Genomic DNA, 19101 nt, shown 5'->3' on the forward strand with positions numbered 1-19101 from the left:
GATGGAGCAAGACCATGGGGATACCTTACCACACGCATGAGTATCAAATACCGGTAGCAACGAAAGAAGAGATTAGAGAGGGGAAATCTATCAACACGATTGTTGTACCGAAATTATTAGGAACAGCGTCCCTTTATGCCTATGAAGCTTTTGCGACCGCGGAGCAGATCGTCCAAGTTCGGCAAGAATCGGAGCAAGCCACGGCGCACGCCAATGGTGCTTATCAAAAGGCGGAAGAAGCGAAGGGACTAGCGGACAGAGCGCTTACAGAGAGTACGAAAACCGGTGAAACAGTGACGACAGCACTCACAGCAGCGAATGTTGCGAAAGAAGGAGTGACGGCAGCGACAACTGCGGCAACAGAAGCGAAAGCAACGGCAGATCAAGCCTTGGTAGCAAGTCGTGATGCGAAAAGCCATTCAGAGACAGCGGTTAATAATGCACGCAGTGCGCATGAAGCGGCATCAAAAGCACAAACAGAGGCAGCAGAAGCGAAGAGTCTATCTGCAGAAGCCAAACAGTTATCAGGAGAAGCAAAGAGCCAATCGGAGAATGCACAGAACTTATCCCAACAAGCCAAGAGTGCTAGTGATGAAGCCAAGCAAGAAGTAGAAACAGTTAAGACAGAAGTTTCAGGAGCTGTTTCTATTGCAAAAGAAGCCAAACAAGCGTCTGAAGGAGCAGAGAGAGCAGCGAATGAAGCCAAGGGCGTAGCAGATGATGCAAAGCTTTTATCGGAAAGGTCTCAGAGTAAATCAGAATTAGCAGAGAGCCTTGCGAATGAAAGCAAGCAGACGGCAACAGATGCGAAGAATGCGAGCACGACAGCAACGACTATTGCGAATGAAGCCAAGCAGATAGCAACAGATGCGAAGCGTCTTGCGGATGATGCAAAAACAACGGCAGAAGGAGCCAAGACAGTCGCCTCAGGAGCGGTTACGAATGCCGTGGAAGCCAAACAAGCAAGTGAAGGTGCCGTGAGGGTAGCGAATGAAGCGAAAGGTATAGCAGAAACAGCAGTAACAGTATCCAATGAGGCAAAAACGGTAGCCAATGAAGCAAAATCGATAGCAGATGAAGCAAAACAGTTATCAGAAGCATCTAAGAGTAAGGCAGAAACGGCAGAAACGCTTGCTCATGAGACGAAGCAGACGGTAATAGAAGTTAGAGAAGAGGTTTCTCGTGTTGTCACGACGGCTACAGATGCTAAGGCTGTTGGTACGGCAGCAACGACAGCGGCGGAAGAAGCAAAGCAGGTGGCAAATGATGCGAAGAGTCTTGCGGAAGAGGCAAAAGGGTTGGCAGACAAAGCAACGACAGCATCTACGGAAAGTTCTCAACAGGTTACGCAAATAGCAAGGACAGTAGAGGAAGCCCTTACAGATGCAAGAGAGTGCAAAGCAACGGCTTCGACCTCGCTATCAGAATCGAGACAAGCTAAGGAGAGTGCAGAACGGGCGGAGCAATTGGCAAGAGCGGCAAAACAAGAAGTTTCTGCTGTTTCACAAGTAGCGGGACAAGCAGCACAGACAGCGACAGCAGCTAATCAGACGGCAGAAGAGGCAAAAGGATTAGCAGAACAGGTCAAAGCAACAACAACGTCTTTTTCGGAAGCATTAGAGCAAAAAGTTTCTTCAGTAACTTCGACGGCTATGGATGCAAGTCAAACAGCATCAACAGCTCTTAATACGGCGAATGATGCGAAGAGTGTTTCGCATGAGGCTAGAGATTTAGCCAATGGGGCGAAGGATACAGCGACAGCATCTCTCACGACGGCACAAGGTGCCAATGAGACAGCAACAACGGCATCCAATGTTGCCGGTGAAGCACAAGAAAGTGCATTGATGGCAGTGTCTGTAGCTAATGGTCTTAAGCAATCGGTTGAACATGTGAAGGCTACAGCGGAGGCAGCAAACAGGACAGCAGAAGGAGCACAACAGAAGGTTTTAACAGTAGAGACACTCGTTACAGAAGCAACGATGAAAGCTTTAGAAGCCAAACAATCAGTCGAAGATGTGAAGAGCACGGCGGATTTGGCAAAGAATATAGCCGATGGAGCGAGGGAAACCGCCAATCGAGCAGAGCAGACGGCAAGAGAAGCCAAGCAATCTTGTGATACAGCGCTTAGTGCAGCGACGGATGCCAAGAATACGTCAACGGCAGCTTCAAGCTTGATTGATAATGTAAAGCAAACAGCGGATGAAGCTAAGCAAGCCGTTGAGAGTATAAAATCTGTAGCAGAAACAGCAACCTCTACCGCCAATGCAGCGAAGGGTGTAGCAGAAGAAGCTAAAAGCGCGGCAGAAACAGCAACAGTGAAAGCAGAACAGGCACAACAGGAAGCCTCAGAAGCAACGCGTTTAGCCAATGAAGCGAAAGCGGTAGCAGAGCAGGCGGCAAGCGCTGAAAGGCAAGTCGTCTCCTCCAATGAAGATGCCTTAAAGACTTTAGCGCAAGAAGCCAAGAGCACAGCCCAAGAAGCGAAGAAGGTTGCCGAAGGGGTACAGAAGAAGGCAGAATCGTTAGCAACGGTAGTGGATGAAAGCCAAAAAGCAGCGACAGAAGCGAAACAGACAGCGGGTTATGCGAAACATGACGCGGAGCAAGCGCGGAGTGATGCGGAAAAAGCAAAAAGCACCGCTTCTGAAGCTTTGAGTAAAGTCTATGATGTGCAGCAAGTCGCCGATGGTGCCAAGGTTAAAGCAAGTTTAGCAGAAATGGCAGGTGAAGAAGCGAAGAAGATAGCGAATAAAGCCGATAACCGAGCGTATGAAGCCAAGCAAGAAGTAGAAAAAGCCAAGGAAATAGCTGGTAATGCAAAATATATAGCAGAAGAGGCAAAGGAGGCGGCAGAAGCAGCCGGTAAAAAGGCAGCGTCTTTAGAAGAAGAAGCGGAAGAAGCTCAAAAAATAGCGAAAGAAGCTAAGGAGACAGCAGGTTTTGCAAGACATGATGCCGAGCAAGCTAGGAGTCAGGCGGAAAAGGCGGCAAGCAACTCTTTGGAAGCTTGGAATAAAGCGCATGATGCGCGGGAAGTCGCTGATGGCGCTAAGGTTACAGCAAGCTTGGCTAGAAGTGCCGGAGAAGAAGCCAAGAAAATAGCAGATAAAGCCGATGACCGAGCGTATGAGGCGAAGGATGAAGCAAGTAAAGCGAAAGATATAGCCAATAGTGCAAAATATCAAGCAGAAGAGGCACAGAAGGCAGCAGAAGCAGCTGGTAAAAAGGCAGCATCTTTACAAAATGAAGCGGAGGAAGCCCAAAAGATAGCGAAGGAAGCCAAGCAGACAGCGGGTTATGCAAAACATGATGCCGAGCAAGCGCGGTCTATAGCAGAAGCAGCCAAAAATGAAGCATCTGGAGCAACGAGTAGAGTAATAGATATTAATCAAGTGGTTGATAATTTGAAAGCGTCCGTAAGTTTAGCACGGACGTATTCAGAAGAAGCCAAGAAAAAAGCCGAGGCAGCAGATTCACAAGCCTATCAAGCCAAGAGCGAAGCTGGTAAAGCCAAGGAAACAGCCGACAGAGCGAAAAGGACAGCAGAGGAAGCAAAAACTGTTGCAGAGCAAGCAAAAAAAACAGCAAATACGACGCAGCAAGAATTTGATGGTATTAAGAATTCCCTAGCAACGGTTTCTTCTGCGTACAACGTATTGATTTATAATGATAATTTACTGTTTTGCATATTGAATTAGACTCCCGAATATTGTAAGATTCTCCCAATTCAAATCATCTTATGTTCAATCAATTAAAGTCACTTATTTGCACGTCATAAGTGGGGTTGGTGTGTGGGTAAAAAACAGTTTAGAAAGGAGCAAAAATGCCTTTAATGAATCGTCTTAATGCAAGGGCTGTCGCAACATTGGGGGCTGGCAAATATAATGATGGTGCCGGCTTGCTACTTCATAAGCGTAAAGATGGGGGTGCTCAATGGCTTTTACGCTATACCATTCACGGGCGGCGTCGTGAAATGGGATTGGGTGCCTTAAGAGATGTTTCTTTAAAACAAGCTCGTGAATTGGCAACCCAATGGCGTTTTGTTCTTCGTGATGGTCGTGACCCCATTAAAGAACGTGACAAACAAAAGCGTGAGGCAATGCGTAATCTGCATTATCTAAAAGATATCGCTTTAGATACTTTTGAAACTCGTAAAGCAGAATTAAAAAATGATGCTAAAGATGGGCGTTGGTTTTCACCTTTACAACTTCATATTCTCCCTAAGTTAGGTTGTATGCCGGTTTCAGAAATTACTCAAACCGATATACGCAATGTCCTCGCTCCCATCTGGCATACAAAAGCTGGAACAGCAGAGAAAGCTCTCATTCGTCTTAATATTTGTCTCAAACATGCTGCTGCAATGGGATTGGATGTTGATTTACAGGCTACAGAAAAAGCAAAGGCTCTTTTAGGCAAACAACGTCATAAAATCAAAAATAGACCAGCAATGGATTGGAAAGAGATACCGGATTTTTATAAAACACTTTGTCAAAAAACAACCATGACACAATTGGCTTTGCGTTTGCTTATTCTGACAGGCGTTCGTACATATCCTTTGCGTCATATCCATAAAGATCAAGTTGAAGATGATATATGGACCATCCCTGCTGAAAATATGAAAGGAAGGCTTGATACTACAACAGAGTTTCGCGTGCCTCTCCCAACAGAAGCATTGGAAATTTTGAAACAAGCACGTCCTCTCTCTCGCAATGATTTCTTTTTCTCTGCAACCGGTCGTGGTCCTCTTGCTGATAAGTGCATGTCACTCTACATGCAAAAAACTGGACTTGATGCCTGCCCGCATGGTTTTCGGTCTAGTTTACGAGATTGGCTCGCAGAAACAACCGATGCCCCTTTTGAAGTCGCTGAAACCATTCTAGGTCATACGGTCGGAGGTAAAGTAGAGCGTGCTTACCGTCGTACTGATTATTTAGAACAGCGCCGTGTTTATATGGATAAATGGGCGGCTTATGTCACGGGGCAATCTTAAAAGATGGGGGCTCGTACCCCATTTTTATTCCATTATCTGTGGATAACTTTCTCTCTTCGTTCTCTCATTTCGTTTCAATAAGACTCATAAATTATCAAATGAGAAAATACATCATAAAGTACTGTTTTTTATGATTAAACTTACTTTTCAATTTCAATAAAATATGGTTAATAAATACTTATGATTTGTTACTATTTTTTAGATTGAAAGGATTGAGTTATGACTGAACATGATGTTCTTCTTACAGACCGTGAAAGTGCAAAATTATTGCATATAAGCGTTTCAACATTCCGTCGCCATGTCACCAATGGATCTTTACCAAAGCCCTTAAAGTTTGGTTCTTTATCGCGTTGGTTAAAATCGGATCTGTTGAATGTGATTGAAAAAGCCAAAACGCAACGTCAACATCTCAGTGATGTGGCATAAAAAAACCTTGTCACGTAAGGACGGACAAGGCTTTCTCAAATTATCGCAAATTGAAAATAGCAAAATCCGTCCTGTGACGCAATATCATAGGATGAGAAAAATGTATCATTTTATAAATGCTCGGGGCATTACAAATGCCTTGCGGGGTGTCTGGTATGGTGCTTATGGACTAGCCCGTTGCCCTGCCCATGATGATCAAGTGCCTAGTTTATCTCTTGCCAATGGAAATGATGGGCGTCTCTTGCTTTATTGTTATGCCGGCTGCTCTTTTAAAGAGATCTTACAAGCTCTTAAGAGCATTGGTCTTATCAATACACAAATATGTTTTGATAAAACTTATGATTATAGGTTGTCTCTCTCAAAACAGTTTTGTTGTGAAGATAACAAGGCAAAACAGAAAGCAGAGAGAGCTCAAAAGATTTGGAAGCAAAGTCAACCAATTAAAGAGACCATAGCAGAGCTTTATTTACGCAAGCGTGGTATCACTTGTAACTTACCTCCCTAGTTTACGCTTTCATAGTAAATGCCCCCATCCCTCTGGCAAAACCATCCCCGCGTTGGTTGCCCTCGTTGAGGGGGGTGGCTCCTTTGCAATCCATAGAACCTTTTTACAAGACAATGGATGCAAAACAGAACAATTACCAAAAAAAGCGATGCTGGGCTCTGTTAAGGGCGGTGCCGTGCATTTATGCCAAGCCAATCACCAACATCTGGTCATTTGTGAGGGAATTGAAACAGGTCTTTCTCTGCTGTCTGGTCTGTTATCGGAGCCTGTGACTTTATGGGCATCCCTCTCAACCAGTGGCATGGTGCATGTGCGCTTACCTCATATCAAATCAAAAACCCATCTCACCATAGCTATGGATGGCGATGATGCGGGTCGTAAAGCAGGTTTTGCCCTTGCTACCCGTGCGCATAGCCAAGGCTTTGAAGTCTTGATGATGCAAGCTCCCGAAGGAGCGGATTTTAATGATTTTTTACCCTTTGAAAGGAATATCTTATGGACCACAAAAATAAAACTGATTTAACCAATAACAATGGCAATACTTCTGTAAAGAATACTGATAACGATAACCATCCTGTCTCTTTAAAGGAGCATCCCTGTTTACAAGCCATCCCTTATGAACAGGCTTTGCAACAAATGGGTTGGGGCGAATTAAAACCGATAAACAACGCGCTTTTACCGGTTGAACCTTTTCACCCCGAACAAATGCCTTCAACTTTACGAGACTATATTTATGACGTGGCTGAATGCCAACAATCTTCTCTCGATTTTATTGCTGTCTCGGCTCTGTGTGGGTTAGCTGCCCTGATTGGTAATGGAATTCGCATTGCTCCAAAACAAAATACGCACAATTGGAAAATTGTCCCTAATCTATGGGGCGCCATTATCGGGCGATCTGCAACTCTCAAAACACCTGATATGCAAGCCGCTCTCGCTCCTCTTTATTCCTTTCAAAATGAATGGCATCAAGAATGGCGTAAACAGAAAAAACAGAAAGAGACAAAAAATCTTCTCATTGAATTAGAGAGACAAGAAAAGAAAAAACAAGCCCGAAAAGCTTTTAAAAATAAAAACAAGCAACAAGCTATCGCTCTTCTTAATGAATCTCTTGAAGATCAAGAAAGTGAGGATGAAACTCTTGTTAAACGACGTCTTCTGGTCAATGATGCAACGGTTGAAAAGCTTGGAGAATTACTGAGAGAAAACCCGCGCGGGTTATTAATGGTTCGTGATGAACTTTCTGGTTTTTTAGCTAATATGGAAAGAAAGGAATATCAGACAGACCGTTCTTTTTATCTGACGGCTTTTAATGGAAATTCTCCTTACACCTATGACCGTATAGAACGTGGAACAATTTATATTCCCAATGCAACACTTTCCATTATAGGAGGCATTCAACCTTCTCGGATTATTCCCATTGTACAAGCGATAAACCGTGGAATAAACGATGATGGTTTATTGCAACGGTTTCAACTGATGGTATGGCCCGATAACAATAAAGAGAGAGAATGGAGGGATGAATATCCCAATCAAAAGGCATGGGAAGCTTATGAAAAAGTGTTTCGTTCTCTTTATGATAAACCGGTAGGCTCTTTTCAACATCCAACGACCATGCGTTTTTCTGCTGAAGCACAAGAGATGTTTAGTGAGTGGTGGGAAAATCATCAGAAAGCGATCAGAAGGGATGATCTCTCTGAAGCTTTGCAATCCCATTGTGCAAAAATGGACAAAACCATAGTAAGTCTTGCTTTGATTTTTGAACTTGTCGAAGGTGGTCGTTTGGAAATCAATAAAGAAGCCCTTCAAACAGCCTTGCGTTGGGAAACCTATTTGTTAAGTCATGCAAAACGTCTTTATGCGATGGATGATAACTTAACAACAGAGCGTGCAAATTTGCTTATAGAGCGCTGTAATGGCTTACCTGAGGTTTTTACTGCTCGTGATATCTACAGGCGCTGCTGGATGCATTTAAAAGACAAAGAAGCCGTTAAAACAGCTTTAGATGTTTTATGCCGTTGCAACTATCTTCGTGAAATCTGTGATGATAAGGAGCAAAAAGGCGGTCGTTCTACCATACGCTATGAATGGCATCCTTTGGTGAAAAATCAGAGTATAAAGCAATGAAGAAAGCTCTTTTTAAAGCTTCTCAAAACAATTTTGCAAAACTCTTTTCAATGGCATTCTGTTAGGTAACCTTCTGCAAAGGGAAAGATCAGAATTCTTTTGTAAAAAGAGTTTTGTCTCTTTTGACAGTTTTGTCTGTTGATTTACCCCCCTCCCATTTAAAAAAATTGAAAGAAAAAATAAAAGCATTCTATTTCAATAGGTTAGCATTATACAATTTTTTGCAATCCAATGTATAAAAGCCATGTGAGTAAGAGAGACAATCAGTGACTTGAGTTTTGTCTGTTTTGTCAATTTTTGTCGGTAAATTTTAATAGACAATTGTTATGATATTTTGAGATCATAAAACACTTCAAAACAATTATTTTGATCTCTTAAAACACGGTTCGAATTTGTCTTTATTTCCGTAAAATGAATAGTAAATTTTACTACTTTGCTGTTTATAGGCTGTTTATAATTGCAACTTGTTAAATTTTTTTGACGTATTTGGTGGGTTTTCGGGCGGTTTTCTCCCATTTCAGACTCGATATTTATCCTAAATGTATTTATGAAACGCCATTGTGATTTTTTGAGTCTCATAAGGCAATGGAGTTTATTGAATAATGTCTCAATCCATCAATTCTGATAAGAAACAATCCTCTTTACGCTCGCTCTTACAGTCTTATCGCCAACAGGCAACCTCAAACGCAAAAAAAGGAAAAATCTTTGAAAGTTTTGTGACGAAATATCTTATGTATGACCCTCTTCATTATGGACGATATGAAAAGGTTCAGAGCTATTACGAGTGGGCTAAAGAGCGTGATGAAGATGGGCGGGATATTGGAATCGATTTAGTTGCAAAACTTCGTAATCGAGATGGGTATGTTGCCATTCAATGTAAGTTTTATGAAGCAGACCATCAGATTAGTAAAAAGGATATTGATAGCTTTATCGCCGCATCTGGGAAAGATATCTTCAAATATCGCCTTTTGGTTGATAGCACTGAAGTGAATTTAAGTGACAATGTGAATGCAATGATTAAAGGACAAGCGATACCGGTTTATCGCATTGACCTTCGTCATATGGAAAACAGTCGTATAGACTGGCAAATCTTTGCAACAAAAAAAGAAGTCGTTCTTAAATCGACAAAAGAGCCACGCCCTCATCAGATAGAAGCAATTCAGAAAGTCTGTGAGGGTTTAAAAGAAGCAGACCGTGGCAAGCTGATTATGGCTTGTGGAACAGGTAAAACTTTCACAAGTCTTAAGATAGCAGAAACTCTTGCTGGTCAAGGCAAGCGTGTTTTGTTTTTAGTGCCTTCTCTTGCTCTTATGTCACAAACCATCAGAGAATGGACAAGTGATACAGATATACCCTTGCGTTCCTTTGCGGTGTGTTCTGATACACAAGTTGGCAAGCGGCGTAAAAACCAAGAGGATGCCGCTGATTTTAACGCATCCGATCTTGTCTTGCCTGCTACAACAGATGCAAAAGAGCTTGCTAGCAAAGCCAATAAAATTTCATCTGATGTGATGACTGTGGTGTTTTCGACTTATCATTCCATCCAAGTGATATCCGATGCACAAAAGAAATATGATTTACCTGAATTTGATCTGATCATTTGCGATGAAGCCCATAGGACAACGGGTGCTGTATTGGGTACAGACAACAGTGAATCAGAGTTTGTTAAGGTTCATGACAACAGCATTGTTCAGGGCAAAAAACGTCTCTACATGACCGCAACTCCAAAGATCTTTACGGATAATGCCAAGAAACAAGCCAATGAGATTAATGCCGTGCTGGCTTCTATGGATGATGAAGAGCTCTATGGAAAAACCCTTTACACTTATACCTTCTCAAAAGCCGTTCAGAATAACCTATTAGCACCTTATAAGATTATTGTGTTGGGTGTGAATGAAGAAGCAGTCGCTCAATCCATTCAACATCTTATGACCGATGATAATTATGAACTTATTCTTGATGATAAGACCAAGATTGTAGGCTGTTATCAAGCTCTCAGTAAAATCGATTTGAAGGTTGATCTAAGCGATGACCCCAACCCTATGCGTCGGGCATTGGCTTTTTGTAAAGATATTAAAACCTCTGAACGCATTCGTGATACCTTCAATTCTGAAGAAATTCAGGATGAATTACGGACTCTTTATGAAAGCTATAAAAAGACCTCCCCTCTTCATTGTAAGTTTGAACATATTGACGGAAAACAAAGTGCAAAAAAACGTAATCAAGCCCTTGATTGGCTTAAAGAAGATGCGGGGGAAAACGTTTGTCGTGTGTTAAGCAATGTCCGTTGTCTCTCTGAAGGTGTGGATGTTCCTGCTCTTGATGCGGTGATGTTTTTACACCCGCGCAAAAGTCATGTCGATGTGATACAAGCGGTGGGACGTATCATGCGCCGTGCCAAGGGCAAAAAAAGAGGCTATATCATTCTACCGGTTGGCGTCCCTGCGGGGATTTCTGCTGAACAGGCTTTAAGACACAATAAGAGATACAAGGTTGTCTGGCAAGTCATCAATGCCTTGCTTGCCCATGATGAGAATTTTGAGATAACCCTGAACCAAATGATTTTAGGGCAAGATGTAAGTCATACCCTAGAGATTATCGCCTTAGACAGTATGACTGCGGTTGAAGATAAAATCTCAATCTATGAAAAATCAGAAAGTATGGGATTAAAGATAGGAAAACCCGCCTATGAACCTGCTCAAAGTGTTGGAATACAAACAAGATTACCCTTTTTTAAGGAGTTCCGTAATGCTCTGATAACCCTTCTAACGAAGAAATTTGCCATTACCGATTATTGGGAAAACTGGGCTGGCAATGTTGCTGAGATTGCGCAAAATCATATCAACCGCCTGCAAAATATGCTTGCTGATGAAAAGAGTGAAGCCTTTCATGCCTTTAAGAGCTTTTATCTTGAACTAAAGAACAATTTAAACAGTGATATCAAACAAGAAGAAGCCATTGAGATGCTCGCACAGCATCTTGTCACCCGTCCTGTATTTGAAGCTTTATTTGATGGCAATCAATTTGTTCAAAACAATGCCATCTCACAAGCAATGGAAAAGATCTTAAAGGAATTAGATAAGACCAATATTGAAGAAGAGTCAAAGGACCTTAAAGAATTCTATGACAGTGTAAAATTACGTGCTTCTGGGATTACTACCCCGCATGCAAGACAAAACCTCATCATTACTCTTTATGAAAGTTTTTTTGCCAAGGCTTTCAAAAAGACAACGGATAGGCTTGGGATTGTTTATACCCCTGTTGAGGTTGTGGATTTTATTATTCATTCGGTTGATGATGTTTTACGCAAGGAATTTGGCAAGAGCTTGGGTTCCCGTGATGTTTCTATTCTTGACCCCTTTACGGGAACAGGTACCTTTATCACAAGGCTTTTGCAATCTGATCTCATTAAACCAGAGGATATGGAATATAAATTCCGTCATGATATCCATGCCAATGAGATTGTTTTGCTCGCTTATTACATTGCTGCTGTTAATATTGAAGCAACCTATCATAGTCTTATGAAAGGAGAGTATATCCCCTTTAAGCATATTGGTTTGACTGATACGTTTCAGATGGTTGAAAAACAAGATCTGATGAAGGGCTTACTAGAGGAAAACAGCGCCTATTTAGAACTTCAGAAAAACCTGAATATCGAAGTTATTTTTGGTAATCCTCCTTATTCCATGGGGCAAAAGAATGAAAATGACAACGCAAAAAACACTCCTTACCCCATATTAGATAACCGTATTCGTGAAACCTATGCTGCTCAATCGAAAGTCACGAATATACGATCACTATATGATAGTTATATTCGAGCTATCCGCTGGGCAAGTGACCGTATAAAAGACCGTGGTGTTATTGGTTTTGTGACAAATGCAAGCTTTGTTACTGGATATTCTATGGACAGCTTAAGAAAAGCTTTAACCAAGGAATTCACCAGTATTTATGTGCTTAATTTACGGGGGGATATTCGTAAAAATATGTTAAGCGGTGGTAGAGCTGAAGAAGGAGAGAATATTTTTGGTAATGGTAGTATGACCGGTATTGCTGTGACACTGTTTATTAAAAATCCTAATGTTTCTGAACCTTGTAAAATTTACTATCATGATATTGGTAATAATCTTACGACAAAAGAAAAACTCACGGCTCTTGAGTTCCTTAGGAGTGTTGATAGTATTGCTGATAAATCAAGCTGGCAAATCATTACACCAGATAAGCATGGAGATTGGATAAATCAACGTGATGAAAGTTTTAAAGCATTTTTAGCCATGGGTGTTAAGGATAAGAAAGAGCATAGTAAAAAGCTTTTTGAAACCTTTTCTCGTGGTATTATGACCAGCCGTGATGCTTGGGCATATAACTCAAGCCGTGAATCTTTAGCAAAAAATATGAAGAATATGATTACTTTCTATAATAGCGAAGTAGAACGTTTTAATGATACCCATTCACATGCTGACCGTAAAACACGTGCAAATTTTGTAGATAATTTTATCAATGTGGATGCAAAAAAAATTAGTTGGAGCCGTGCACTTAAACAAGAATTAGCAAAAGGAAAGTCTTTTGAATCTGAAGAAGCAAGTCTTACGCAAAGTTTGTACCGTCCTTTTACACGACAATGGCTCTATTATAATCGCATCTTTAATGATATGGTTTATCAATTGCCGCGTATTTTTCCAATGGGAAAAGTGGTTGAAAACAGGGTGATACAAGTTACCGGTGTAGGAGCAAGCGGTTTTTCTGTTTTGATGAGTAATGTTTTGCCTAACCTCGATTCAATAGAAAAAAGTCAATGTTTTCCATTGTATCTTTACGAAGATATTGCTGTTGCAAAAGATAAGAACGAAGAACAAACTCATTTATTTACAAATTCTACAGAAGAAAGCGAAACCACCGGTTTACGACGCCGTGATGCCATTACGGATGAGGGTTTAGCATACTTTAAAACAGCTTATCCTAATGAGACCATAACTAAAGATGATATCTTCTATTATGTTTACGGTCTCTTGCATTCAGAAGATTACCGTGCTCGCTATGCTGATAATCTCTCTAAGGAATTGCCTCGCATCCCTTGCGTAAAGAGCACTGAAGATTTCTGGGCATTCGTTAATGCGGGTCGTGAATTAGGCAATTTGCACGTCAATTATGAGACTGTAGCCCCTTATCCTGTGACCTTTAAAAAAGGCAATCCAAAACTTACAGAGATCTCTAATCCTGAGAAATTCTATTACGTTACAGAAATGAAATTCGCAAAAATCAAAAATAGTAAGGAAAAGGATAAAACCACTGTTTTTTATAACAGTAATATCACGATAACAGATATCCCTCTTGAAGCTTATGAGTATATCGTAAATGGTAAACCCGCTCTTGAATGGGTTATGGGGCGTCAATGTGTAAAAACTGATAAAAAGAGTGGCATTGTTAATGATGCCAATCGCTATGCACTTGAGACCATTGGCAACCCTGCTTATCCATTGGAATTGTTTCAAAGGGTTATTACGGTAAGTTTAGAAACAATGAAGATTGTTAAGAACTTACCAAATTTGGAATTAAGAGAAACTGAATAGACTTAAGACTTATGAAGCATGCCTATCATATGAATATGCCAATCTTATAAGGAGTATAGATCTTATAACCATCATCTATACTCTCTTATTAGGTTGCTTACCTATAATCTTAAAAGGAATGGTTTATCATGCGATACTCTAAAAAGAGAAGCCTTGCACTTTTAGACACTCTTATTTGGATTGCTTTAAGGCTTTTAAGAAATCCCATCTTAAATAGAATGAGATTTTTTTACATTGCCTTTAAAAGATTATATCGCAATCTCAAATGATGCCTTTCATATCTTTCAAAAGCTCTCTTTAAAGAGAATTATGCGTATTAATAGGTTGTATTTATCAATAGAGATTGTTTTTTGAAGCATTGATAAAACTTAATATATTAAAATATAATGCTTTTTATCTTTTTATTGTTTTTTTCTTTAAAACACAAAGTTTCAAAACTCAAAACCCCCTTTAAATCTATAAGTCACTCTTTATAACATGCCTCATAATTACAAACGGTCTTTTGAGAAGCATTTAAAGCATTATATTCCCTCTCATAAAACATGATTTAAACACGCACTCTAATCATAACAATTGTCTTTTAAAATTTACTGACAAAATTTGACAAAACAGACAAAATGCGTGTCATTAATTGTCTATATTACTCACATTGCTTTTATACGTGATGTTTCAAAATTTTGAAAAATACTAACCTATTGAAATATAATGTTTTTATTTTATCTCAATTTTTTTAAATGAAAGGGGGGGCTAGATTAACTGACAAAACAAACAAAAGAGACAAAAGCCCATAAAAAGGTATTTTGATAAGGATATAAGAATTCGAAATGTTTTTATAAAAATCAAAACCGCATGATCATATTATCCTTTGTTTTATGAAAATGATGCGGTGGCTATAGAGAATGAATCAAAACAATAGATTTGAATCAAAAGCGTTGGTTATAAAGACGCGGTCTCTATAAAGCTGTCTAAATTACAAACCTCTTAATAAAAAATTCACAAAAATATTCACAAGTTATCTCATAAAAATAATGATGCGTTATAAAGTTAAAAATAAGTATCATAAGAGCGCATTTAGTTATTATGATGTTTAAAAGAGGAAAATAACGCAATTGCGTAATATAGAGTCAAATAGACGCAATAAAACAGAAAATATTCATAAGCATATGATGCGTATTTATACACAATGTCATAAAAAAAATAATTATAAAAAACACAAAAAAGAATAAAATATAATTGACAATAAATACGTATTTTGTTATATAAATACCCAAGTGATCAAAAACACTTAAACAGTAAGCGAATAGGTTACGATAAACCTAATCCTGTTATAAAAACTGACTATCTTTTATGCTCTTGTTAGTATATGAGGATTTTGTCGGGTGTGGTTACACCATACAATACCCTTATGGGAAAAGTGTAACGACGGACTTACTGCCGTGTTTTTGAACGCCCGATGCTCTTATAGGGTGTCAATTCAAAAACATCTAATCAGTAAGGAGACACTAGCTATGAATGCTACTGTTAATAAGAAAACATCATCCAAAAAATATGAATTGACCAATGAAATGGATTTTATGACTGGTCTCACATTGTACCGTATCCGTGCTTTAAAAGACTTTGGTGATGTGAAAAAAGGGGATCTAGGCGGTTTTATCCAAAAAGAAAGTAACTTATCACATAAAGGGAATTGCTGGGTTTACGATAAAGCTCGCGTCTTTGAAAATGCAAAGGTTTCAGGCAATGCGAAAGTAAAAAGCTATTTTGTAGACGTTTGTGGCAATGCAAAAATTTATGGAAATGCTATTTTCGAATCTATTTTTATGGGGGGCAATGCGCGCCTTTATGGAAATGCTCATATTAAAGGGGCGGTTGTTATTGAAGGCAATGCAAAAATTTATGATAACGCCTCTGTAAGTGGGCATGCTCATATTTCTGATGATGCCGTGATTTGTGATGATGTTCAAATTGGAGGCAATGCAAAAATAAGCGGCGCTGCTTATATTTGTGGTAATTCTTATGTCATTGATGATGCCGTGGTTTGTGGGGCTACCGTATCTGGTTATTCTTGTATTCATAGTGACGCCTCTTTATCATCTGATGATGATATTTATGATGCCGCGGTTCCTGAATTTGGTAGCGAAGATGATTACTATCGTCATGAATATTATGATGATTATGGTTATGATGATGATTACCAATATGATTGCAATTCTGAAGATGCAAATCAAGCTGCGTAAATAACACCGCGGGCGCGGCGGGGGCGCCCCTTCTTAAGAACATTTCATTAAAATTTAATCCATTATTTAGATTGGGAGCTCCCTATGACCACTAAAACTGTATCTAAAATTGTATCCAAAAAATATGAATTAACAAATGAAACGCATGTCGTTGGTAATCGTACCCTTTATCGCATTCGTGCTTTAAGAGATTTTGCTGATGTCAAGGCTGGTCAATTGGGTGGCTTTATTGAGAATGAAAATAATCTCTCTCATGATGGTAACTGCTGGGTTTATGATGATGCGTGGGTTGCTGACAATGGCGTCGTGTCTGATAATGCGCAAATTTTCAATTATGCTAGCGTTTTCGACAATGCAACGGTTTGTGATGATGCAAAGGTTTGTGATTGTGCAAAAATTTATGACAATGCAAAAGTTGCTGATAATGCTAGGGTTTTGGGAAGGGCTTTTGTTTACAATCATGCCTGTGTTTTGAATAATTCTGAAGTTTCTGACAGGGCTGTTATAAAAGGCAATGCAAAAATTTATGATAACGCTTTACTAACTGGCTATGCGCAAGCTTATGGGAATGCAAAGATTTTTGGTAACGCACAAGTTTGGTTTTTTGCTGTGGTTTGTGATGATGCTTGTATTTATGACAATGCTAAAGTTACAGGTGCTACATACATTTGCAATAAAGTGAGTGTTTTTGGTAATTCATATATAGATACAAAAAAATTGAATGGTAATATCAAAATTTGTGATCAAATCATAAATCAAGCAGCATAAATAACACCACGGGCGCGGCGGGGGCGCCTGCTTTCCAAATTCTTTCCATTTAAAAATCTCATGTTCTATAAGGATTGTTTCTATGCAAAAGAAATTTGCACTTACAAATGAAACGCGTCTCTTTGGTAATCACATACTTTATCGCATTCAGGCTTTAAAAAGCTTTTCTGATGTCAAGGCTGGTCAACTGGGCGGCTTTATCGAAAATGAAAGCAATTTATCCCATGATGGCAATTGCTGGGTTTATGGTAATGCTCTGGTTTTAAACTCAGGTCGGGTTTCTGAAAATGCTAGGGTCTATCATAACGCTATTATCGCTGGTTATGTCTATGGCAATGCAATCGTTCTTGGTAAATCGATCATTTATGACCATGCCCATGTCTATGGTAATGCACAAATTTATGATCACGCCCGTGTCGTCAATCATGTCCATATTTATGAAAATGCTAATAGTCACGGCGTTGTTATGATTTTAGAAAAGACGCGCGATGATATTGAAACAAGGTCTTATATCGAATTGCTTTCCAATAATGAAATAAAAATCATCTGGCTGCGTAATAAAGCCTTTTTAAAGCTTTAAAGCGCTGCGGTCATTCCATTTTTCCAACATTTTCCATACCAATTTTAACACAAGAGAGATTGTGAGGGCTCTTATGATGTCTAAAAAATACAAACGAACCAATGAAACAAAACAACTAAAAGATAAAATTACACAAAAAATTACAACGCTTTATCGCATTCAGGCTTTAAAAAGCTTTTCTGATGTCAAAGCTGGTCAACTGGGCGGTTTTATTGAAAAGGAAGAAAATCTTTCTCATAACGGTCTTTGCTGGGTATATGATGAGGCATTGGTTTATAAACATGCCCGTGTTTATGACAATGCAAAAATACGAGGCAACGCGCAAATTTGTGGTCTTGTCTATGGCAATGCTCAGGTGCATGATAAGGTGTTCATTTCTCAATATGCAAAAGTTTATGACAATGCATTTGTTTATGACAGTGCGCATGTGGCTGGCTATGTTTATGGCAAGGCTCGTGTCTATGGCAATAGTCGCGTTTCAATTGAAGCCCATGTTTATGGCAATGCGCATCTTTCTCATAATAGTTATCTTTTTGAATATGCAAGGCTTTATGGCAACGCTAGAGTGTTAGGCTCTGCTTGTCTTTTTAGTTATGCGCGTGTTTATGGCTATGCTGTTGTTAATAGCCGTGCAAAAATTTATGGCAAGGTTTATGACTATGCAAAAGTGAGTGGCTGTGCACAAATTTATGGCTCTGTTTATGGTAAAGCTCAGGTTTCTCATACTATCAAGGTCTTTGGTCGTGCTTGTGGTCGTGCAAAACTTAATCGAAAAAGTGAAATAAGAGAGGTTCCAAAAGATAAGGAGGTTAATAAGAGCGATATTCTTATAGAGATTATTGATACTGAAGAATAAATAACAAATGCGGGGGGCGTTGGTTTCATGCCATCTAAAAAAACAAGAGTGCAAAAAAGAAAGCCGTGCCATTTTTACGTGACGCGGCTTTCATGTCTCTCATGTTGAATCAATCATCACTCTAAGGAGTTATAAGCACATATATACAAAACGTATTATATTGCAAGCTCTCTAGTCTGTTTATAAAAATTTATCCAAAATAATATAAAGGAATGATTATGAAAGCGTTCTTTTAGATCATCACATTTGAATGAAAAAACAATGTTAGCTCTCTTAATGGTTATAAAACCTCTTTTAAAACGTATTAAAATACTAAGCTCATTTTTGAGTTGAGTAAATTTCAAAGAAATTACATTCTAAAATCAAAACGCTTTGTAAGTTATATCAAGTCAATCAAAAGCAAGCGTTGGTTTTGAAAGCAATCTCTCATAAAACAAAAAATAGCTCTTTTTTTAAATTAGCCGGCTCAAATTTGAGCTGGCTAAAATTACTCGCCCCAATTTTTGGGGTAGTATCTTTATCTTTCTATAGCTCTCTTTAAATATTTGCGTTTAATGATGTTATCTCTCAATCTCTCTCTGTTTATCTTTAAAGAAATGCCCTCATATTGAGGTGACTAAAATAGCTAATCCAAATTTGGATTAACTCCTTTCAAAAAAAAGTTTCAAATATCTGCATTTAAAGACACTATATTATCTTAAAGAGGTGTCCCCAAATTTGGGGTAACCCTAATCACTCAATCCAAATTGCGTTTATTACTTTAAACCTATTATCAAAAAAGCTTTTGAAACGTATTTTGCATTCTATCATTAAAAGCATATCGTTTTAACAATGCGATTTATTATGATAAAAACGTCTTGTAAAATTTATGACCTGTTATGAATGATAACTGCTTTGCATTTCATTTGAATGCTCTCATGTGTTATAACATTGGCATCATGATTTGCTTTTTATGCTCTGTTTATAGATAGCTATTGTTTGTAAAAAATGATCAATTGAATCGTGCATAAAAGTATGGATTCATAAGTGGATTCATATAAAATAAATG

Annotated in this window: 9 protein-coding genes and 1 pseudogene; all 10 read left to right on the forward strand. The window is 39.1% G+C overall.

Going from position 1 to position 19101, the window contains the following annotated elements; all coding sequences use genetic code 11:
• Nucleotides 1-14: 14 nt before the first annotated feature.
• Nucleotides 15-3698 (forward strand): alanine-zipper protein, encoded by a 3684-nt coding sequence (locus tag LNM86_RS03870; RefSeq protein WP_241438505.1) that lies wholly within the window; start codon nucleotides 15-17, stop codon nucleotides 3696-3698.
• A gap of 125 nt (nucleotides 3699-3823) precedes the next feature.
• On the forward strand, nucleotides 3824-4990 hold the full coding sequence (locus LNM86_RS03875) for a tyrosine-type recombinase/integrase (protein WP_241438506.1): 1167 nt from the start codon (nucleotides 3824-3826) through the stop codon (nucleotides 4988-4990).
• Between the two features lie 219 nt (nucleotides 4991-5209).
• Nucleotides 5210-5416 carry a helix-turn-helix transcriptional regulator gene (locus LNM86_RS03880; protein WP_241438507.1) on the forward strand — a complete coding sequence of 69 codons (207 nt, stop codon included), beginning with the start codon at nucleotides 5210-5212 and terminating at the stop codon, nucleotides 5414-5416.
• Between the two features lie 100 nt (nucleotides 5417-5516).
• A pseudogene (locus LNM86_RS03885) lies at nucleotides 5517-6444 on the forward strand (DUF7146 domain-containing protein).
• On the forward strand, nucleotides 6417-8045 hold the full coding sequence (locus LNM86_RS03890; protein WP_241438508.1) for a YfjI family protein: 1629 nt from the start codon (nucleotides 6417-6419) through the stop codon (nucleotides 8043-8045). Before LNM86_RS03885 ends, LNM86_RS03890 begins: the two are co-directional and overlap by 28 nt.
• 602 nt (nucleotides 8046-8647) lie before the next feature.
• A complete protein-coding gene (locus LNM86_RS03895; RefSeq protein WP_241438509.1) occupies nucleotides 8648-13612 on the forward strand; it encodes a DEAD/DEAH box helicase in 4965 nt (1654 codons plus the stop codon).
• Between the two features lie 1508 nt (nucleotides 13613-15120).
• A complete protein-coding gene (locus LNM86_RS03900) occupies nucleotides 15121-15849 on the forward strand; it encodes an LbetaH domain-containing protein (protein ID WP_241438510.1) in 729 nt (242 codons plus the stop codon).
• Nucleotides 15850-15933: 84 nt separating this feature from the next.
• Complete coding sequence (locus LNM86_RS03905) at nucleotides 15934-16617, forward strand: LbetaH domain-containing protein (RefSeq protein ID WP_241438511.1); 684 nt, start codon at nucleotides 15934-15936, stop codon at nucleotides 16615-16617.
• Between the two features lie 82 nt (nucleotides 16618-16699).
• Entirely contained in the window at nucleotides 16700-17197 is a 498-nt protein-coding gene (locus LNM86_RS03910; protein WP_241438512.1) for a hypothetical protein, read from the forward strand.
• A gap of 76 nt (nucleotides 17198-17273) precedes the next feature.
• Nucleotides 17274-18053 carry a hypothetical protein gene (locus LNM86_RS03915; protein ID WP_241438911.1) on the forward strand — a complete coding sequence of 260 codons (780 nt, stop codon included), beginning with the start codon at nucleotides 17274-17276 and terminating at the stop codon, nucleotides 18051-18053.
• Nucleotides 18054-19101: the final 1048 nt, after the last annotated feature.

Source organism: Bartonella machadoae (genome assembly GCF_022559585.1).
Lineage (GTDB): Bacteria > Pseudomonadota > Alphaproteobacteria > Rhizobiales > Rhizobiaceae > Bartonella > Bartonella machadoae.